The following is an 18,599-nucleotide window of genomic DNA, read 5'->3' as shown; positions in this document are numbered from 1 at the left end:
GAGCGCTCTACACATTATGCGTAATGCCAGTATGCACCAACTCAAAATTGCAACGGTTTTGTTGTGCGCCATTTCCGGCGCCACGACCAGTAGTGTCTGGGCGCAACAGGCTGCGCCAGCTCCTGTGGCCAAGCCCGCTGCCGCTGCCCCAGCGCCGGTCAAGGGATTCACTCCCCCCGCGTCGAGCAGTGGCCAGACCATCGATTCCATCGCCGTCGTCGTCAATGACGATGTGATTACGCGCAATGAAGTGGCGGCCCGTATCAAGAGCGTGGAGCAGCGCATGAAGGCGCAGAACGTGCCCTTGCCCGATCCTGCCGACCTGCGTCGTCAACTGCTCGAGCGCATGATTGTCGAGCGCGCACAAATGCAGCTGGCCAAGGAAATGGGCGTCCGTGTGGATGACCTGACCCTGGACCGCGCGATTGGCCGTATTGCTGAACAGCAAAAGATGACGGTGCAAGAGCTGCGCAACCAGATGGAAAAAGAAGGCACGCCATTTGCGACCTTCCGCGAAGAAATCCGCGATGAAATCATCATGCAGCGCTTGCGCGAGCACGAAGTCGACGCGAAGATCCAGATTTCCGATTCCGAAGTGGATAACTTCCTGGAAGCGGAAAAGGCGGCCGCCAGCGAACAGGTGGAGCTGAACCTGGCGCAAATTCTCGTGCGCATCCCGGAAAACTCGAGCCCTGAACAAATCGCCGCACGCCGCGCGCGCGCCGAAGAAGTCAGCCGCCAACTGCGCACGGGCGCCGATTTCGCCAAGATGGCCGCCAGCTATTCCGACGCCAGCGATGCGCTGAGCGGCGGCGATATCGGCTGGCGCAATAGCGACCGCCTGCCGCCCCTGTTCACGGAGCAATTGCTGAAATTGAAGCCGGGCCAGATCACGCCTATCATCAAGAGCAACACGGGCTTCCATATCCTGAAACTGGTGGACCGCCGCAGCGCTGCCGAGGCGCAAGCCGTCGCCGCCGTGCAGCAGACGCATGCCCGCCACATCCTGCTGAAAGTGACGCCGACCCTGTCGGCGGCCGAAGCCAAGCGTAAATTGCTGGAGCTGAAAGAGCGTCTCGACAACAAGGCTGCCAAGTTCGAAGACCTGGCCCGTTTGTTCTCGAACGACGGCTCCGCAGCCAAGGGCGGCGACCTGGGCTGGCTGTATCCAGGCGACACCGTGCCGGAATTCGAAACGGCGATGAATGCGCTGAAACCGGGCGAGGTGAGCGAACCGATCGAATCGAGCTTTGGCTTCCATCTGATCGAAGTGCTGGAACGCAAGAGCGATGACGTCTCGAAAGAGAAGCAGCGCGCTGCCGCACGCAACGCCTTGCGCGAACGCAAGCTGGAAGAAGCGACGGAAAACTGGGCGCGCGAAGTGCGCGACCGTGCCTACGTCGAATTCCGCGCGGACGACCAGTAATGCCGCTGACTGATTGCGCATGAGTAACTTGCCTGTTGCCCGCCGCCCGGCCATCGCCATTACCTGTGGCGAACCGGCCGGTGTCGGCCCGGAAATTTCGATCCGCGCCGCCTGGGCCATGCGGCATGAGGTCAACTGCATCCTGCTGGGCGACGCCGCCTTCCTGGCGCTGACGGCCAGCCTGATCGACCCGGAGATCCGTCTGGCGGCGCTGTCGCTGCAAGCCGTACGCAACAGCGGCTTGCCCCAGTTCGGACCCGGCCGCCTGGCCGTGATCGATATTCCCACCGTGAACAATGTCATTCCCGGCGTGCTGGACAAGGAAAACGGGCGTTCCGTGCTCGCCACCCTGGACGCGGCCGTGGAAGGCATCGAAGCCGGCTGGTTTGGCGCCATGGTCACGGCGCCCTTGCAAAAGAGCACGATCAACGACGCCGGCGTGGCCTTTTCCGGCCATACGGAATACCTGGCAGAAAAAACCGGCACGCCGCAAGTGGTGATGATGCTGGCCGGTGAACCCGGCCATGGCGAACCGACCCTGCGCGTGGCGCTGGCCACCACGCATCTGCCGTTGAAGGACGTGTCCGCTGCCATCACCATGGACAGCCTGGCCGTCACCCTCGATATCCTCCAGTCGGACCTGCAACGGAAATTCGGCATCGCCGCGCCGCGCATTCTCGTCACCGGCCTGAACCCGCACGCGGGCGAGGGCGGCTATCTGGGACGCGAGGAAATCGATGTCATCGCTCCGGCGATTGCGGCGGCGCAAGCGCGCGGCATCGATGCGCGCGGACCGTACCCGGCCGACACCCTGTTCCAGCACAAATACCTGGCCGATGCCGACTGCGTGCTGGCCATGTACCACGACCAGGGCTTGCCCGTGCTGAAATACGCGACCTTCGGGCGCGGCATCAATATCACCCTGGGCTTGCCGCTGATACGCACCTCGGTCGACCATGGCACGGCGCTGGACCTGGCCGCGCAAGGGCTGGGGCTGGCCGATGGCCACAGCATGGAGCAAGCGCTGCAAACGGCGCTCGACATGTTGCGCGCCAGCACCCCGACCAGAGCATAGAGCGTAGGTCGGGTTAGCCGGCACGGCGTAACCCGACGCTGCCTGCTCAACCGATTCCGCCGGCCTGTGCCGGCTTTACCGCATTAATAGAAAACACATTATGAAACACGTTGCCCGCAAACGCTTTGGCCAGAACTTCCTGCATGACCGCTTCGTCCTCGACGACATCACGGCCGCCATCGGGCCGCAGCCGGACGATGCCATGGTTGAGATCGGCCCCGGCCTGGGCGCCATGACGGAGCAGCTGCTGCGCCATTTGAAGCAGATGCATGTGGTCGAGCTGGACCGCGACCTGATCGTGCGCCTGGAAAAAACCTTCAATCCGGCCAAGCTGACGATCCATTCGGGCGACGCGCTGAAATTCGATTTCGCGCAAATCCCCGTGCCGGCCGGCCAGAAGCTGCGCATCGTGGGCAACTTGCCGTACAACATTTCCAGCCCGCTGCTGTTCCACCTGGCGGACTTCGCGCCGCTGGTGCAGGACCAGCATTTCATGCTGCAAAAGGAAGTGGTCGAACGCATGGTGGCCGAGCCGGGCAGCAAGGCGTATGGCCGCCTGTCCGTGATGCTGCAGTGGCGCTACAAGATGTCGCTGCTGTTCATCGTGCCGCCGACGGCCTTCGATCCGCCTCCGAAAGTGGAATCGGCCATCGTGCGCATGATCCCCGTGGCCGAGCGCCTGGCTTGCGATCAGGCGACTTTGGAAGCCGTCGTCATGAAGGCCTTCTCGCAGCGCCGCAAGGTGATCCGCAACTGCCTGGCCGGGATGTTTACGGAAGAGCAGATCAAGGCGGCCGGCATCGACCCAACCCTGCGTCCGGAAACGGTGGGGCTGGAGCAGTATGTGGCTTTGGCGAACTTGCTGAAGGCACCTGCTTAAGTATTAACTTAAAACCACTGGTCGACCTGCTGCAAATCCTGCCGCAGCGCTGAAAAACAGTCGTCCACATGGTGGTTGCGGCTGATTTCATTGCGCCGCATCAGGGCGATCTTGCGCTTGCACGTGGGTTGGCGCAGCGGCGCCACGTGCAGGTCCTCGTCGTTGAGGAAGGTCGTGTACAGGCTGGGCATGATGCCTACGGCGATGCCGGCGCGTACCACGCCGTACAGCGATTCGCTGTGGATCATCTGGTACAGGCTCGACGGGCTCAAGCCATGCTGGCGCAGCGCGCTCGAGGCGAACTCCCAGATGCTGCCCTTGGTGAACACGACGATTTCCTGGCCCGCCAGCTGGTCCCAGCGCACTTCCTTGAGCGGCGCCAGCGCATGGCGTCCCGCCGTCACCAGTACCAGCTCGTCTTCGAACAGGCCCACGCTTTCCAGCGACACGGAACCGGGCACTTCGATGCCCACGCAAAAGTCCAGCTGGCCCGAATGCAGGGCGTGCAGCAAGCCATCGTTGGGCATGTCCGACAGGACGATTTCCACTTCATCGCCATGCTGCTCGCAGTAGCGCGCCACCACCACGGCCGTCATCGCCATGGCCGACGGGATGGCGCCGATGCGGATGCGGTGCCGGCCGCTGCCGATGGCGCGCTGGATATCGGCAAAGGTATTGCTCGCCGTATTCAATAAATGCGTGGCGTAGTCGAGCGCCAGCTTGCCTTCGCGCGTCAGTTCCAGCTGGTGGGTTGTGCGGTTAAACAACTTTTTTCCCAGTTGGTTTTCCAGCAGCTTGATCGATGCGCTGAGGGCCGGCTGGGTCACGCACAATTCCTGTGCGGCCTTGCTGAAGCTGTTTACCCGGGCTAGGGTGGCAAACGCTTGCAAATGTCGTAAGGAAATTTTCTTGCTCAGTTCATGCATGGGTTTGCTTATTAGAAAAAGTAATGGATTTATAAAAATAAACAAATTTTCTTATCCTGCAATTTACCATATTCTGGACTGGTCCTTACTTGTCTTGAAGGCAACAATCTTCAGAGAAGCGCTTGCCAGGCGGCGCCGGTACTCGCGGCAGCACGCCACGCAAGGGATGCATCAATAAAATAATTCCAAAAAAACTCAGGGTTTATTCTTTTTAGGGTGGCGGCGATGAACAAATGGATGACGGGAACGATGGTGGTGGGGGGCTTGCTGGCGGCGCACGGCGTGGCGCAGGCGCAAAGCAGCGTGCAAGTGTATGGCTTGCTGTCGGCCGGTATCGGCTATGTATCGGATGAAGGCAAGGGCAGCCGCACGCATGCGCTGAGCGGCACGAATCAGAATCCCCGCATCGGTTTCCGCGGCCAGGAAGACCTGGGCAACGGCACCAAGGCCGTCTTCGTGCTGGAGAACGGTTTTAACGTCATGACGGGCACGGCCTCGCAAAGTGGCCGTCTGTTCGGCCGCCAGTCGTATGTGGGGCTGTCGAGCAATGACAAGGGTACCCTGACACTGGGGCGCCAGTACGAAGCCGTCAAGGATCTGCTGGGCCCCGTGGTCATCGCCAGTAACGGCGTGCACATCGGCGACAACGACAATGGCTACAACAACCTGCGCGTGCAAAACGCCGTCAAGTATGTGAGCCCGAACATCAGCAACCTGTCGTTTACGGGCTTGTACGGCTTCAGCGAAAATCCGGAAGACTCGAACCGCAACCGCGTCTACAGCATGGGCGCCGGCTACAAGGTCGACGCCTTCAGCTGGGCCGTCGCCTACACGAAGATGGACCGTCCGAACAGCCCCGATGCGCCGAATGGCGCCATCGGCAACGACTATGGCAGCTCCTTGTTGATCTTCAACAAGAGCGCCGTCAGCGGCGCCGGCGTGAATGACCAGGCCATCGCCGGCACGGGAGGCTTTTATAATGTCGGCAAGACCAAGTTTGGCGCGCTGTACACCAACGTGCGCTACCACTACCTGGATCAAAGCAATCTGACCTTGCAAAACGTGGACTTGAACGTGAACCACAAGCTGACGGAAGCGTTGAACCTGGGCGCCTCGTATTTCTTTACCACCGGTAAATATGACCTGATCAACAAGACGCCGAAATGGCATCAGGTCAACTTCCAGGCCGATTACTTCCTGTCCAAGCGCACCGATATCGCCATCACCTGGAGCTACCAGAAAGCGGCCGGCGATGCGACGTTCGCCCGCGTGTTCGGCTTTGGCGCCTCGGGCGGCAAGACGCAAAGCGTCCTGATCGCCGGCATGCGGCATTATTTCTGACTCTGATTCATCTTTACAGGCGCTGTCCCGCAGCGTCGTCCCCTGAAAGGAAGCATCTTGAAAAAGCACCTCATGTTGGCGTTGAGCCTAGGCTTGCTGGCTAACGCCGCCCACGCGGAAAAACGCGAGCTGGTCATTTCGGCCTACCCGATTGCCCAGCCCTTGTTCATGAAGTATGTGTACGAGCCGTTCAAGGCCAAATGCGGTTGCGATATCAAGGTGGAAACGGGGAATAACGCGGACCGCATCGCCAAGCTGGTGGTGCACGCCAAGAACCCGGTGATCGACCTGGTGCTGCTGTCCGATTCCGGCATGCTGGAAGCGGCGCAGAAGGGCGTGATCCAGCCCATGGATTACTCCAAGCTGAGCAATTACAAAGCCTTGTACGACGTGGCGAAAAATCCCATCGGCGGCAACTACGCCGTCGGCTACACGCTGTATTCCGTGGGCCTGGTGTACCGCAGCGACAAGATCGCCCCTCTGACGTCGTGGAAGGACCTGTGGCGCCCCGAACTGAAGGGCCGCGTGGCCTTCCCCGACGTGAGCACCACGCAGGGCCCGCTGATGCTGCGCATGGCCGATGCGGCCTGGGGCGGCAAGACGGACGACTACGCGACCGGCTTTGCGAAGATCGTCGGCATGAAGGGCAACGTCGTCACGTTCTCGAAAAACAGCGCGCAGCTGGCGGCATTGTTCGCGCAGGATGAAATCTGGGCCGCGCCCGTGGCGCGCTTTACGTGGTCGCAAATGCTCAAGACGGGCCTGCCCCTGAAATGGAGCATCCCGGCCGAAGGCCAGGCGGCCGGCATGAACGTGATGGGCATCGTGGCCGGTTCGAAGAATGCGGACTTGGCCTACCAGCTGATGGATTTCTGGCTGTCCAAGGAAGTGCAGACGCAGCTGGCCACCAACCTGGTTGACTCGCCCGTCAACAAGGACGTGCGCCTGTCGGTGGCGGCCGCGCAATTCAATACCTATGGCGCAGACCAGATCAATTCGCTGAAATTCGTCAAGCCGGAAACCATCATCAAACAGCGCAGCAACTGGATGACGCAGTGGAACAAGGCCATGAGCAAATAGTGGTGACGAGGAGAGAACACCATGTTTGCTGATCCAAAAAAGCGCCTGGGACTGCTGCTGGTCCTGCCGGCGCTGATCTTTATCGTCGTCTGCTTCCTGCTGCCCGTGCTGGCCTTGCTGGTCGACGCCTTCCGCGTCGGCGACGGCATGCAGTGGGGTGTGGACCGCTTCATCGACTTCTTCTCGCAGGAGTTCAACCGCGCCATCTTCTGGCGCACCCTGCGCATCGCCGCGCTGGTGACCCTGGCGGCCATCATCCTCGGCTACCCGGCCGCGCAAGCCGTGGCGCGCGTGTCACCGAAGTGGCGCGGGCTGGTGGTGGGCATGATGATCTTGCCGCTGATGGTCTCGCCGATCGCGCGTACCTACGCCTGGATCGTGCTGCTGGGCCGTAACGGCGCCGTCAACGCGGCACTCGTCAACATGGGTTTCACGGAAGATCCGCTGCGTCTGCTGTTCAGCGAATTTGCCGTCTTTGTCGGCCTGCTGCAATTGCTGCTGCCGCTGATGCTGATGTCCTTGGCGGGCGCGCTGGAAAACCTGCCGCGCGACGTGGAACCGGCTGCCGCCACCCTGGGCGCCAATCCATGGCAAGTCTTTTGCAAGGTCACCCTGCCGCTGACGCAGGAAGGCCTGGTCGTGGGCGGCACGCTGGTCTTTACAGGCTGCGTGACGGCCTACGTGACGCCGGCCCTGCTGGGCGGCACCAAGGTGCTGATGCTGGAAACGCTGCTGTACCAGAAGGTCAGCGTGGAGAGCGATTTCGGCGCGGCGAATGTCATCGCCGTCATCCTCGTCTGCATGACCCTGCTGGTCAACGCCGGCCTTAAACGTATTTCCTCGAGCCGGAGTTCCGTATGAAAGAAAGCTTGTTTTCACGTGCCGTTTTATGGCTGGTATTCCTGTTCCTGCTGGGGCCTTTCGCCATCGTCGTGCTGGCGGGCTTTTCCGGCGGCGAGACGTTGGCCTTCCCGCCCGAGTCGTATTCGCTGCGCTGGATCATCGAAGTATGGTCGGCGCCCGAGTTCCGCCGTGCCTTCCAGACCAGCCTGGAAATCGGCCTGATCGCTACTGTCATCGCGCTGCTGCTGGGCATACCTGTCGCGTACGCGTTTTCGCGCATGCCGCCACCGGGCATCGGCGCCATCCGGCAAATCCTGACGTCGCCGCTGATCATTCCCGCCATCCTCGTCGGTCTGGGCTTGCTGCACCACCTGGTGCTGACGATTAACGCGCCCGTCTACGTGGGCCTGCTGATCGGCCACATCGCGCTGTTGATTCCGTATTCGGTGCGCGTCGTGTACGCCAGCCTGGTGAACCTGCGCGTGGATATCGAGGATGCCGCCATCACCCTGGGCGCGTCGCGCCTGCGCGCGTTTTTCATGATCGTGCTGCCGAATATCCGCAACGCCGTGATCGCCGCCTTCTTCCTCGCCTTCGTCACCTCGTTCAACCAGGTGCCCGTCTCGCTGTTCCTCACGGGGCCCGGCATCAGCACCTTGCCGATCGAGATGCTGGGCCATATGGAAAACAGCTTCGATCCGTCGATCGCTGCCCTGTCGACCTTGCTGGTCTTGTTCACCATGGCCTTCGTGATGGTGACCGAGAAGGTGCTGGGCATTTCTAAATACATGTAAGAGGCAACACACGATGAGTTATCTGGAACTGCACAAGCTGAACCTCGGCTACGCCAAGAACACGACGTCCGTGAAAGACCTGGACCTGCACGTCGAGCAGGGCGAACTGATTTCCCTGCTGGGCCCCAGCGGCTGCGGCAAGACCACCACCATGCGCGCGATTGCCGGCCTGATGCCGCTGCAGTCGGGCCGCATCGTGCTGGACGGCCGCGAGATCGGCAAGCTGGCGCCGAACAAGCGCAATATCGGCATGGTGTTCCAGTCGTATGCGCTGTTCCCGCACCTGAACGTGTACGACAACATCGCGTTTGGTTTGCGCCTGCGCAAGGTCGCGCCGGCCCTGCTGAAAACGAAAGTGGAAGCCGTGATAGCCGCCGTGGGCCTGACGGGTTTTGAAACCCGCTTGCCGGCGCAGATGTCCGGCGGCCAGCAGCAGCGCGTGGCGCTGGCGCGCGCCATCGTCGTCGAACCGGCCCTGCTGCTGCTCGACGAGCCGCTGTCGAACCTGGACGCCAAGCTGCGCGTGCAGATGCGCGCCGAGCTGCGCCGCATCCAGCGCGAACTGGGCATCACCATGCTGTACGTGACGCATGACCAGGAAGAGGCGCTGGCCCTGTCCGACCGCATCGTCGTCATGAACGGCGGCCGCATCGAGCAATTGGCCGCGCCGGAAGCCGTGTTCAATACGCCATCGACGCGCTTCGTTGCCAACTTCATGGGCTTTGAAAACCTGTTCGATTACCGCGATGGCGCGCTACACCACGCGGGCGCCAGCCTGCCGTACACGTCTCCCGTCGCTGCCGGCACCACGGTGCTGGGCTGGCGTCCGGACAAGGTGCGCGTCTGCGCCGCCGACGACGTTGCAGGCCAATACCCGGGCACCGTGCTGGCGCGCGGCTTCCTGGGCGACACCGTCGAATACCTGCTGCAAACGCCGCTGGGCCAGGTCAAGGGCATTTGCGCGGCCGGTGGTGCCGCCTGGCGCGAAGGCACGGCCGTCTCCTTCGTACTGCCGGCCGACAGCGCCCTATGGCTGGGTGCCTAACTTCGACTGGAAACCATCATGGACAAACCCTTGAAAAAGATCTGGCTCGATACCGATCCCGGTTTCGACGACTGGCTGACGATGCTGCTGTTGGGCAGTAATCCCGCTATCGAGTGGCTGGGCGTGAGCGTGGTGGCGGGCAATGCGCCCGTCGCCATCACCTACGACAATGCCTTGCGCATCAAGGCCCATGACGGTTTGACGGTGCCGATCTACCGCGGCTGCGAAGAGCCACTGGCCGGCGTCATCGAAACGGCGCAGCGCATCCTCGGCGACAGCGGCATGCCCACGACGGGCGAGATCCTGCCGCCCGGCGCCGCGACGGACGCTGCGGGCCACGCCGTCGACGCGCTGATCGCCGCCGTGCGCGCCCACCCCGGCCAGATCACCATCATGGCGATTGCGCCGATGACGAACCTGGCGACCGCCTTGACGCGCGCCCCCGATATCGCCGAAAAAATCGTCGAGATCATTTTGATGGGCGGCTCGACCGACCAGGGCAATCACACGGCGGCGGCCGAATTCAATATCTATGCGGACCCGGAAGCGGCCGCCCAGGTCTTCCAGGCCGGTATCCCGCTGCGCATGTTCGGCTTGAACCTGTGCCGCCAGTTGCTGGTGACGAATGGGGAAGTGCGGCAGCTGCGCGCCATCGGCACGCCGCGCGCGCAGCTTTTGTCCGGCTACCTGGAAGCGTACGTGCGCATCCGCAGCGCCGACGGTTCCGTGCCCATGCCCATGTACGACCCCGTGGTGGCCCTGTACCTGGAAGCGCCGCAGCTGTTCCAGTTCCAGAGCGCCCACGTGGCCATCGAATTGACGGGCGAACTGACGCGCGGCATGACGGTGTGCGAGTTTCGCGTGCCGCGCCGCGCGCCCATCAACACGCAGGTGGCGATGCTGGCCGACGGCCCGGCCGCCATCGCGTTGCTGATGCAGCGCCTCGCCGGCATTCTTGCCTGATCCACTCCATTACGAAACGAGCTTCATGTCTAATTCCCCCCTGAGCATCGAACAGTTTTTACGCGCCATGCCGAAAGTGGAGCTGCATTGCCATTTGTTCGGCACGGTGCGCCAGGCAACCTTCCGCGCGCTGGCCGCCAAGACGCGCAATGTCGTCACGCCCGAGGAAATCGACTCTTTCTACACGCGCGGCGACAAGCCCGTCGGCGTGCTGCGCGTACTGCGCGCGCTCGACGCGCACCTGATCGTCTCGCCGACGGACCTGTATTGCCTCGCCTACGAATACCTGGAAGACGCGCATGGCCACGGCGTGCGCTATGCGGAGTTCTTCTGGAACCCGACCGGCACCGTGCGCGTGTCGGGCATCCGCTATGAATCGGCGCAAGACGCCATCGTTGCCGCCATCCGCGACGCGCAGCGCGACTTCGGCGTGATTGGCCGTTTGATCCCCAGCATCGACCGTGAAGCGGCTCCCGCCGAAGCCGTGCAGGTGGTGGAATGGATGAAGGCCTACCGCGCGCCGGAAGTCATCGGCATCGGCATCGACTACCGCGAAAACGACCGCCCGCCGGAACTCTTCATCGAGGCCTATCGCGCCGCGCGCGCAGCCGGCTTCAAATGCACGGCGCATGCGGGCGAATTCGGCATGCCGTGGATGAACGTGGAGACGGCGATAGACGAATTGAAGGTGGACAGGGTCGACCATGGCTATACGATTGTCGACAATCCGGAACTGGCGCAGCGCTGCGTGGAGCGCGGTCTGGTGTTTACGGTCGTGCCGACCAATTCCTATTACTTGCGCACCCTGGCGCCCGAGCGCTGGGCCCTCGATCACCCGATCCGCGCCATGGCCAAGCTGGGCCTGAAACTGCATCCGAATACGGATGATCCGACCCTGCACCACGTGACGCCGACGGGCGCCTGGATGATGATGCGCGAATTCGGCTTTGGCCTCGACGAGATGCGCGGCTTTATGTTGAATGGCTTGGACGCGGCTTGGATAGACGAGTCCACGCGGCGCGACTGGCGCGCGGAGTTTGCGCGCGAATTCGATGCGCTGCGCGCCCGGGTCATCGAGTCTTAAGCCGATACGGGCGGCACGGCCAGCAGCAGCGACGGAAACGCCCGCTGCGGGCAGCTTTGGCGCTCGCACACCTTGCAGCCCGTGCCGATCGGCGTGGCGCTGGAAGGGTCGTGCAGATCGAGTCCCTTCGAATAGATCAAGCGGTGCGCCTGCGAGATGTCGCAGCCCAGCGCCACGGCAAACGTCTTGCCCGGCGCGCGGAAGCCTGGCGAGGCCGTGCTGACCTGGCGCGCGATCCATAAATATGTGCAGCCATCGGGCATGCTGGCCACTTGCGTGAGCACCTGGCCCGGATGGCTGAAGGCATCGTAGACGATCCACAGCGGGCACGTGCCGCCCACTCTTGAGAAATGAAAGTCCGTGGCCGACTGGCGCTTCGAGACATTGCCGGCGCGGTCGACGCGCACGAAGAAAAACGGCAGCCCGGCCGCATCCGGGCGCTGCATGGTGCTCAGGCGGTGGCAGACGGCTTCAAAACCCACGCTGAACTGGTGCGCCAGGCGCTCGATATCGTAGGCGCGCGTTTCCGCCGCCTGCAGGAAGCGCTGGTAGGGCATCAGCAGGGCGCCCGCAAAATAATTCGAGAAAGCCAGGCGCGCGCCCGTTTGCGCGGCCGCGCCGGACAATCCCGCCGCCAGCACGAGAGCGTCGATCAGGTCGCTGTGTTCGAGCAGGCTGATTTGCGCCGCCATCTGGAAGGCGCGCTGGCCGCCCGTCAGGGTGTCGGGCAGCCACAAAATCTGTTGCTGGGCGTCGTAGCGGTGCTTGCGCACCATGCCCGCGTCGCCATCGGACAAGCGCACTTTGATACCGTGGCGTTCCAGCAGCCGGCCTTGCAGTGCGTCGAGCGTGCGCAGGGCGGGATCGAATTCGCCGGCCACGAGCTCCGCCGCCCGGTCCAGCTCATCGATATAGTTTTGCCGCCGGTTCAGGTATTCGCGCACTTCCTCGTCCGTGGACGGTGCCGCCGAGCTGGCGCCGCGGCTGCCGTCGTCGAGGCGCGCGGCCAGCGTATCGGCCCGCTCCGCCATCACGCGGTAGCGCCGCTGCAAGAGCAAGATCGAGCGGGCCAGTTCCGGCATGTTTTCCACCAGCATCTTGAGTTCGGCCATCGAGGTGGGCGGCGCCTCGGGCAATTCGCCGAACACGTCGCGCACGTCGGCCACGAGGCTGGCGCTGTCGTGTTCGGAAAAGATTTGCGGATCGACACCCAGCACCGTGCCGATGCGCAGCAAAATCGGCACCGTCAGCGGGCGCTGGTTGCGTTCCATCTGGTTCAGGTAGCTGGGCGAAATGCCCAGGGACTTGGCCAGCGCCACCTGCGTCATGCGCCGTTCCTCGCGCAGCCGCTGCAGGCGCACGCCCATGAAAACCTTTGCCATCGCGTTTCCTCTTCCCCGGTTTGTGGAATCTGCAAATTTACAACATTTGCAGATTAACAGATTCAGCTTTGCATTATCTCGCATTTTCACGCCTTGTTCGCGGCGGCGATTGTGCGAATAATGCAAACAGACTTATACCCACACAAGGAGACACCGAGTGACCACGCAAAACGCTATTCCGACCGTTCCCCTCTTGATCAACGGCGAGTGGGTTGAATCCCAGACCACCGTCTGGCGCGACGTCGTCAACCCCGCCACGCAGGAAGTCCTGGCCAGGGTGCCGTTCGCTACCCCGGACGAAGTCAACGCGGCCATCGCCTCGGCCCAGCGCGCCTTCAAAACCTGGCGCAAGACGCCGATCGGTGCGCGCGCACGTATCTTTTTGAAGCTGCAACAGCTGATCCGTGAAAACATGGCCGACCTGGCCGCCACCCTGACGATGGAACAGGGCAAGACTTTGCTGGACGCGGAAGGCGACGTCTTCCGTGGCCTGGAAGTGGTGGAACACGCGGCCAATATCGGCACCCTGCAAATGGGTGAATACGCGCAAAACGTGGCCGGCGGCGTCGATACCTACAGCGTGATGCAGCCGCTGGGCGTGTGCGCCGGCATTACCCCGTTCAATTTCCCCGCCATGATCCCCTTGTGGATGTTCCCGATGGCAATTGCCTGCGGCAATACCTTCGTGCTGAAACCATCGGAGCAAGATCCGCTCGTGACGGAAAAACTCGTGCGCCTGGCCTTGCAGGCGGGTATTCCTGCCGGCGTGCTGAACGTGATCCACGGCGGCGAAGACGTCGTCAACGCCCTGTGCGACCATCCGGACATCAAGGCGATTTCGTTCGTGGGCTCCAGCAAGGTGGGCACGCATGTGTACCAGCGCGCCAGCCTGAACGGCAAGCGCGCGCAATGCATGATGGGCGCCAAGAACCATGCCGTCGTCTTGCCGGATGCAAATAAAGAACAGACCCTGAATCAGTTGCTGGGTGCGGGTTTCGGCGCGGCCGGCCAGCGCTGCATGGCCGCCTCGGTCGCCGTGCTGGTGGGCGAAGCGCGCGAATGGCTGCCGGAACTGGCCGCCAAGGCGCAAGGCTTGAGCGTCGGTGCGGGCAAGGACAATCCGGACCTCGGTCCCGTCATTTCCTGCGCAGCCAAGGAGCGCGTGCACAGCCTCGTTGCCAAGGGCATCGAGCAGGGCGCCGTGCTGACTCTCGATGGCCGCGACGTCAAGGTCGATGGCTATCCGAACGGCAACTTCGTGGGACCGACGATTCTGTCCGGTGTGAAACCCGGCATGGTCGTGTATGACCAGGAAATCTTTGGCCCTGTGCTGATCGTCGTCGAAGTCGATACCCTGGATGAAGCGATTGCTCTCGTGAACGCGAATCCGAACGGCAACGGCACGGCGCTGTTTACGCAAAGCGGCGCGGCCGCGCGCTACTTCCAGGAAGAAATCGACGTGGGCCAAGTCGGCATCAACGTGCCTATTCCTGTGCCCGTTCCCCTGTTCAGCTTTACGGGTTCGCGCGGCTCCAAGCTGGGCGATCTGGGCCCGTTCGGCAAGCAAGTCGTGCTGTTCTACACGCAGACGCAAACGATTACCCAGCGCTGGTTCACGGATGCGGCCTCGGTGGGCAAGGTCAACACGACCATCAGCCTCAAATAAGGAGCTGGCATGGACTTTGAACTGAGCGACGAGCAGCGCGAGTTCCAGCAGGCGGCGCGCGCGTTTGCCGAAGGGGAACTGGCGCCGCATGCGGCCCATTGGGACGCGGAATCGATCTTTCCCGTGGAAACTATCGCCAAGGCGGGCGAGATGGGCTTTTGCGGCTTGTACACGCCGCAGCGCTGGGGCGGCCTGGGCTTGAGCCGCCAGGATGCGGCCATCGTCTTCGAGGAGCTGGCCGGGGGCTGCACTTCGACCACGGCTTACATCACGATCCACAACATGGCCACGTGGATGCTGTCGCGCTGGGGCCAGGAAGCCCTGTGCGACGAATGGGTGCCGGCCCTGGCTGCCGGCCAGAAGCTGGCCAGCTATTGCCTGACGGAACCGCAATCGGGCTCCGACGCGGCGTCCTTGCGCACGAAAGCCGTGAAGGATGGCGATTTCTATGTGCTGGATGGAACCAAGGCCTTCATTTCGGGCGCGGGCCAGACGGACATGCTGATCGTCATGGCACGCACGGGCGGCGAGGGCGCGGCCGGCATCTCCGCGTTTGCCGTGCCGGCCAATTTGCCCGGCATCGTGTATGGCAAGAAGGAAGAAAAGATGGGCTGGAACAGCCAGCCCACGCGCATCATCAGCTTCGACCAGGTAAGAGTTCCTGTAGGTAACTTGCTGGGCGCGGAAGGCGAAGGCTTTACCATTGCCATGAAGGGCATCGATGGCGGGCGCATCAATATCGCCGTGTGCTCGGTGGGCACGGCGCAGGCGGCCCTCACGCGCGCGCAAGCGTACATGAAGGAGCGCACGCAGTTTGGCCGCGAGCTGGCGCAGTTCCAGGCCCTGCAATTCAAGCTGGCCGACATGCTGACGGAACTGGTGGCGGCGCGCCACATGGTGCGCCTGGCAGCCTGGAAACTGGACCAGGAAAGCCCGGACGCCACAGCGTACTGCGCCATGGCCAAACGATTCGCCACGGACGTGGGTTTCAATGTGGCCAACGACGCGCTGCAATTGCACGGCGGCTACGGCTACATCCGCGAGTATCCGCTCGAGCGCCATGTGCGCGACACGCGGGTGCACCAGATCCTGGAAGGGACGAATGAAATCATGCGCCTGATCGTCGCGCGAGCGATTTTGAAAGATGGCGCCACGGAGACCTTACGATGAGCAAAGTGTATACAAATTTACTGCTGGAACGCCGTGGGCACACGGCCCTGGTGACCCTCGATAATCCTCCGGCCCACACGTGGACCCTGGCCAGCCTGAACGGGCTGACGCAGCTGGTAGCCGACCTGAATGCTGATCCCGACGTGTACGCACTCGTGATCACTGGGGGCGGCGCCAAGTTCTTCTCGGCCGGCGCCGACTTGAACGTGTTTGCCGATGGTAACAAGGACACGGCGTTTGCCATGGCCGCCGCGTTTGGCGAGGCGTTCGAGGCATTGTCCGCGTTTCGCGGCGTCAGCATCGCCGCCATCAATGGCTATGCCATGGGCGGCGGGCTCGAATGCGCGCTGGCCTGCGACATCCGCATCGCCGAGGAGCACGCGCAGATGGCCTTGCCGGAAGCATCCGTCGGCCTGCTGCCGTGCGCGGGCGGCACGCAGCACCTGCCATGGCTGGTGGGCGAAGGCTGGGCCAAGCGCATGATTTTATGCGGCGAGCGGGTCGATGCAGCCAAGGCCCTGGCCATCGGCCTCGTCGAAGAAGTCGTGCCAACCGGCAAGGCTGCCGCCACGGCGCTGGCCCTGGCCGCCAAGGTGGCGCGCCAGAGCCCCAGCAGCGTGACGGCGTGCAAGACTCTGATCCAGGGCGCACGCAGCCATCCGCTCGTCAATTCTCTGCCCGACGAACGCACCCTGTTCCTCGGTCTGTTCGACACGCAAGACCAGAAAGAAGGCGTGCAAGCATTCCTGGAAAAACGTCAGGCGGAGTGGAAGAATGGTTGAGGCCGTCAGTATTGAAACCGTGAAGATCGAAGAGCGCGACTGTCCCGGTGGTATGAAGCTGGGCGTCATCACCCTCGATGCGCGCAAATCCCTGCATGCGCTGAACCTAGACATGATACGCGCCATCGACGGCGCCCTCGTGCGCTGGGCCAGTGATGCGGCCATCGCCTGCGTGGTGCTGCACTCGTCGACCGACAAGGCCTTTTGCGCGGGCGGCGATGTGCGCAGCCTGCGCTCGGCAGTTGCCGAGCAACCGGGCGTCGTGCCGAACCCGCAGGCGCTGGCCTTCTTTGCCGAGGAATACCGGCTCGACCATCGCATCCATACGTACGTGAAACCGCTGCTGGTGTGGGGCGGCGGCATCGTCATGGGTGGCGGCCTGGGCCTGATGGCGGGCGCCAGTCACCGTGTTGTAACGGAAAGCACGCGCATCGCCATGCCGGAAATCACGATCGGCCTGTTCCCGGACGTGGGCGGCAGCTGGTTCCTGGGCCGCATGCCGGGCCGCAGCGGCCTGTTCCTGGGGCTGACGGGCGCGCCGATGAACGCGGCCGATGCCCTGTTCACAGGGCTCGGCGACTATTTCCTGCGCCAGGAAGAGCGCGCCATGGTGCTCGACTCGCTGGCGCTGGCGCAATGGCAAGCCAGCCCGCAGGCGAACGGCGAGCAGCTGGACCGCTTGCTGCGCGGTTTCTCTGCGCCAGCCTCCGTGCTGCCCATCTCCGAAGTGCGCGCCAACTTCGACGCCATCGCCGCGCTGACGCAAGCGCCTACCTTGCCCGAGGTGGTGGCCGCCATTGCCGCGTATGACGGCGATTCGGCCTGGCTGCAAAAGGCGTCCCACTCGCTGGCCAAGGGCGCGCCCAGTTCCGCCGCTTTGGTCTGGGCCATGCGCGACCGCACACGGCACATGAGCTTGGCGCAAGTGTTCCAGCTGGAATTGATCGTGGCCGTGCAATGCTGCGCCCACGCGGATTTCAGCGAAGGCGTGCGCGCCTTGCTGATCGACAAGGACAACGCGCCACAGTGGCAGCCGGCCAGCCTGGCCGACGTCAGCGATGCGTATCTGGACGAATATTTTGCCGCGCCGTGGACACAGCATCCATTGGCCGATTTACATTAAAAGAATTGGGAGACAAGAATATGCAACATATCGCTTTCATCGGCCTGGGCAACATGGGCGCGCCGATGGCCCGCAACCTGGTGGCCGCCGGCTTCCACGTGTCCGTCTTCGACCTGGCGCCAGCCGCCGTCGCATCGCTCGTTGAAGCGGGCGCCACGGCGGCTGCATCGGCCAGCGCGGCCGTGCAGACGGCCGACGCCGTCATTACCATGCTGCCAGCCAACAAGCACGTGCAGGAGCTGTACCTGGCGGCCGGCGGCGTGCTCGATTCGGCCAAGCCGGGCGCCCTGTTCATCGATTGCAGCACCATCGCGGCCGACGTGGCACGGCAAGTGGCGCAGGCTGCCAGCGAGCGGGGCTTTGCCATGATCGATGCGCCCGTCTCGGGCGGCACGGCGGGCGCGGCGGCCGGCACCCTGACCTTCATCGTCGGTGGCAGCGAAGCGGCCTTGCAGCAGGCGCGTCCATTACTGGAAAAGATGGGCAAGAACATCTTCCATGCGGGCGAGGCGGGTGCGGGCCAGGTAGCGAAGATTTGCAACAACATGCTGCTGGGGATCTTGATGGCCGGTACGGCCGAGGCGCTGAACCTCGGCGTGGCGCATGGCCTCGATCCGAAAGTCTTGTCCGACATCATGGCCAAGAGTTCGGGGCGCAACTGGACCTTGGAAGTGTACAACCCGTGGCCCGGTGTCATGGACGGCACGCCCGCATCGCGCAATTACACGGGCGGCTTCGGCACGGCGCTGATGCTGAAAGACCTGGGCCTGGCGCAGCAGTCGGCCCTGTCGGCAAACGCGCCCACGCCGTTGGGCGGGCTGGTGCGCCAGTTGTACCAGATGCATGCGCAAGCCGGTTATGCGCAGCAGGATTTCTCCAGCATCGTGCAGATGCTGCAGCCGGACTTGAATAAACCCGCTTGAGGAATTTTGGGCAAAAAAAAGCCCGCTGGTAAAAGCGGGCTAAATCCAATTCTTGGAAGAGTTGGAGGAGACAGATGCATTATGCTGCATCGCCAC

At 62.9% G+C, this 18,599-nt stretch carries 17 protein-coding genes; 15 read left to right on the top strand and 2 right to left on the bottom strand.

Going from position 1 to position 18,599, the window contains the following annotated elements:
• The first annotated feature begins 31 nt into the window (after nucleotides 1-31).
• The 3 genes from AC54AG_RS05555 to rsmA all read left to right on the top strand — a co-directional run bounded on the left by AC54AG_RS05555 (nucleotide 32) and on the right by rsmA (nucleotide 3,381).
• Nucleotides 32-1,426: a peptidylprolyl isomerase gene (locus tag AC54AG_RS05555; protein WP_496629674.1), complete on the top strand. Its 1,395-nt coding sequence runs from the start codon at nucleotides 32-34 to the stop codon at nucleotides 1,424-1,426.
• A gap of 19 nt (nucleotides 1,427-1,445) precedes the next feature.
• Complete coding sequence (pdxA, locus tag AC54AG_RS05550) at nucleotides 1,446-2,501, top strand: 4-hydroxythreonine-4-phosphate dehydrogenase PdxA (protein WP_219328096.1); 1,056 nt, start codon at nucleotides 1,446-1,448, stop codon at nucleotides 2,499-2,501.
• A 100-nt stretch (nucleotides 2,502-2,601) separates the two neighbouring features.
• Nucleotides 2,602-3,381 (top strand): 16S rRNA (adenine(1518)-N(6)/adenine(1519)-N(6))-dimethyltransferase RsmA, encoded by a 780-nt coding sequence (gene rsmA / locus AC54AG_RS05545; protein ID WP_034745667.1) that lies wholly within the window; start codon nucleotides 2,602-2,604, stop codon nucleotides 3,379-3,381.
• 8 nt (nucleotides 3,382-3,389) lie between these two features.
• On the opposite strand, the gene AC54AG_RS05540 is transcribed toward rsmA, so the two are convergent.
• A complete protein-coding gene (locus tag AC54AG_RS05540) occupies nucleotides 3,390-4,307 on the bottom strand; it encodes a LysR family transcriptional regulator (protein WP_034745670.1) in 918 nt (305 codons plus the stop codon).
• 225 nt (nucleotides 4,308-4,532) lie between these two features.
• On the opposite strand from AC54AG_RS05540, the gene AC54AG_RS05535 reads away from it, so the two are divergent.
• Genes AC54AG_RS05535 through AC54AG_RS05505 form a run of 7 tightly spaced genes read left to right on the top strand, consistent with a single transcriptional unit; the run spans nucleotide 4,533 to nucleotide 11,457 of the window.
• A complete protein-coding gene (locus tag AC54AG_RS05535; RefSeq protein WP_496629673.1) occupies nucleotides 4,533-5,648 on the top strand; it encodes a porin in 1,116 nt (371 codons plus the stop codon).
• A gap of 57 nt (nucleotides 5,649-5,705) precedes the next feature.
• Nucleotides 5,706-6,728: an ABC transporter substrate-binding protein gene (locus tag AC54AG_RS05530; protein ID WP_034745676.1), complete on the top strand. Its 1,023-nt coding sequence runs from the start codon at nucleotides 5,706-5,708 to the stop codon at nucleotides 6,726-6,728.
• Between the two features lie 21 nt (nucleotides 6,729-6,749).
• Entirely contained in the window at nucleotides 6,750-7,589 is an 840-nt protein-coding gene (locus AC54AG_RS05525) for an ABC transporter permease (RefSeq protein WP_496629672.1), read from the top strand.
• Nucleotides 7,586-8,365, top strand: coding sequence for an ABC transporter permease (locus AC54AG_RS05520; protein WP_034778814.1), 780 nt, complete (start codon nucleotides 7,586-7,588; stop codon nucleotides 8,363-8,365). The genes AC54AG_RS05525 and AC54AG_RS05520 overlap by 4 nt, the downstream gene beginning before the upstream one ends.
• 13 nt (nucleotides 8,366-8,378) lie before the next feature.
• Nucleotides 8,379-9,410 (top strand): ABC transporter ATP-binding protein, encoded by a 1,032-nt coding sequence (locus AC54AG_RS05515; RefSeq protein WP_072457248.1) that lies wholly within the window; start codon nucleotides 8,379-8,381, stop codon nucleotides 9,408-9,410.
• A gap of 18 nt (nucleotides 9,411-9,428) precedes the next feature.
• Nucleotides 9,429-10,373, top strand: coding sequence for a nucleoside hydrolase (locus AC54AG_RS05510; RefSeq protein WP_496629671.1), 945 nt, complete (start codon nucleotides 9,429-9,431; stop codon nucleotides 10,371-10,373).
• A gap of 25 nt (nucleotides 10,374-10,398) precedes the next feature.
• Nucleotides 10,399-11,457, top strand: a complete 1,059-nt coding sequence (locus AC54AG_RS05505; RefSeq protein ID WP_496629670.1) for an adenosine deaminase family protein — start codon at nucleotides 10,399-10,401, stop codon at nucleotides 11,455-11,457.
• On the opposite strand, the gene AC54AG_RS05500 is transcribed toward AC54AG_RS05505, so the two are convergent.
• The gene (locus tag AC54AG_RS05500) at nucleotides 11,454-12,839 is read right to left on the bottom strand and encodes a short-chain fatty acyl-CoA regulator family protein (protein ID WP_496629669.1); all 1,386 of its coding nucleotides are present in this window, start codon (nucleotides 12,837-12,839) and stop codon (nucleotides 11,454-11,456) included. The genes AC54AG_RS05505 and AC54AG_RS05500 overlap by 4 nt on opposite strands.
• Nucleotides 12,840-12,996: 157 nt before the next feature.
• On the opposite strand from AC54AG_RS05500, the gene AC54AG_RS05495 reads away from it, so the two are divergent.
• Genes AC54AG_RS05495 through mmsB form a run of 5 tightly spaced genes read left to right on the top strand, consistent with a single transcriptional unit; the run spans nucleotide 12,997 to nucleotide 18,503 of the window.
• A complete protein-coding gene (locus AC54AG_RS05495) occupies nucleotides 12,997-14,505 on the top strand; it encodes a CoA-acylating methylmalonate-semialdehyde dehydrogenase (RefSeq protein WP_331777282.1) in 1,509 nt (502 codons plus the stop codon).
• Between the two features lie 9 nt (nucleotides 14,506-14,514).
• The gene (locus tag AC54AG_RS05490) at nucleotides 14,515-15,675 is read left to right on the top strand and encodes an acyl-CoA dehydrogenase family protein (protein WP_496629668.1); all 1,161 of its coding nucleotides are present in this window, start codon (nucleotides 14,515-14,517) and stop codon (nucleotides 15,673-15,675) included.
• Nucleotides 15,672-16,457 carry an enoyl-CoA hydratase gene (locus AC54AG_RS05485; protein WP_496629667.1) on the top strand — a complete coding sequence of 262 codons (786 nt, stop codon included), beginning with the start codon at nucleotides 15,672-15,674 and terminating at the stop codon, nucleotides 16,455-16,457. The genes AC54AG_RS05490 and AC54AG_RS05485 overlap by 4 nt, the downstream gene beginning before the upstream one ends.
• Complete coding sequence (locus tag AC54AG_RS05480; RefSeq protein WP_496629666.1) at nucleotides 16,450-17,580, top strand: enoyl-CoA hydratase/isomerase family protein; 1,131 nt, start codon at nucleotides 16,450-16,452, stop codon at nucleotides 17,578-17,580. The genes AC54AG_RS05485 and AC54AG_RS05480 overlap by 8 nt, the downstream gene beginning before the upstream one ends.
• Nucleotides 17,581-17,600: 20 nt before the next feature.
• Nucleotides 17,601-18,503, top strand: a complete 903-nt coding sequence (gene mmsB, locus AC54AG_RS05475) for a 3-hydroxyisobutyrate dehydrogenase (protein WP_034745702.1) — start codon at nucleotides 17,601-17,603, stop codon at nucleotides 18,501-18,503.
• Nucleotides 18,504-18,599: the final 96 nt, after the last annotated feature.

It is taken from the genome of Janthinobacterium sp. BCJ23, from assembly GCF_059617945.1.
Note: the sequence above shows the minus strand (reverse complement) of the source record. Positions and strands in the feature narration are given on the sequence as shown.

What these genes read in the sequence shown, in the direction of transcription:
- AC54AG_RS05500 (WP_496629669.1), bottom strand. Translation starts at nt 12,839, where the DNA reads ATGGCAAAGGTTTTCATGGGCGTGCGCCTGCAGCGGCTGCGCGAGGAA.
- AC54AG_RS05540 (WP_034745670.1), bottom strand. Translation starts at nt 4,307, where the DNA reads ATGCATGAACTGAGCAAGAAAATTTCCTTACGACATTTGCAAGCGTTT.
- AC54AG_RS05510 (WP_496629671.1), top strand. Translation starts at nt 9,429, where the DNA reads ATGGACAAACCCTTGAAAAAGATCTGGCTCGATACCGATCCCGGTTTC.
- rsmA (WP_034745667.1), top strand. Translation starts at nt 2,602, where the DNA reads ATGAAACACGTTGCCCGCAAACGCTTTGGCCAGAACTTCCTGCATGAC.
- AC54AG_RS05505 (WP_496629670.1), top strand. Translation starts at nt 10,399, where the DNA reads ATGTCTAATTCCCCCCTGAGCATCGAACAGTTTTTACGCGCCATGCCG.
- mmsB (WP_034745702.1), top strand. Translation starts at nt 17,601, where the DNA reads ATGCAACATATCGCTTTCATCGGCCTGGGCAACATGGGCGCGCCGATG.
- pdxA (WP_219328096.1), top strand. Translation starts at nt 1,446, where the DNA reads ATGAGTAACTTGCCTGTTGCCCGCCGCCCGGCCATCGCCATTACCTGT.
- AC54AG_RS05555 (WP_496629674.1), top strand. Translation starts at nt 32, where the DNA reads ATGCACCAACTCAAAATTGCAACGGTTTTGTTGTGCGCCATTTCCGGC.
- AC54AG_RS05520 (WP_034778814.1), top strand. Translation starts at nt 7,586, where the DNA reads ATGAAAGAAAGCTTGTTTTCACGTGCCGTTTTATGGCTGGTATTCCTG.
- AC54AG_RS05480 (WP_496629666.1), top strand. Translation starts at nt 16,450, where the DNA reads ATGGTTGAGGCCGTCAGTATTGAAACCGTGAAGATCGAAGAGCGCGAC.
- AC54AG_RS05490 (WP_496629668.1), top strand. Translation starts at nt 14,515, where the DNA reads ATGGACTTTGAACTGAGCGACGAGCAGCGCGAGTTCCAGCAGGCGGCG.
- AC54AG_RS05515 (WP_072457248.1), top strand. Translation starts at nt 8,379, where the DNA reads ATGAGTTATCTGGAACTGCACAAGCTGAACCTCGGCTACGCCAAGAAC.
- AC54AG_RS05525 (WP_496629672.1), top strand. Translation starts at nt 6,750, where the DNA reads ATGTTTGCTGATCCAAAAAAGCGCCTGGGACTGCTGCTGGTCCTGCCG.
- AC54AG_RS05535 (WP_496629673.1), top strand. Translation starts at nt 4,533, where the DNA reads ATGAACAAATGGATGACGGGAACGATGGTGGTGGGGGGCTTGCTGGCG.
- AC54AG_RS05485 (WP_496629667.1), top strand. Translation starts at nt 15,672, where the DNA reads ATGAGCAAAGTGTATACAAATTTACTGCTGGAACGCCGTGGGCACACG.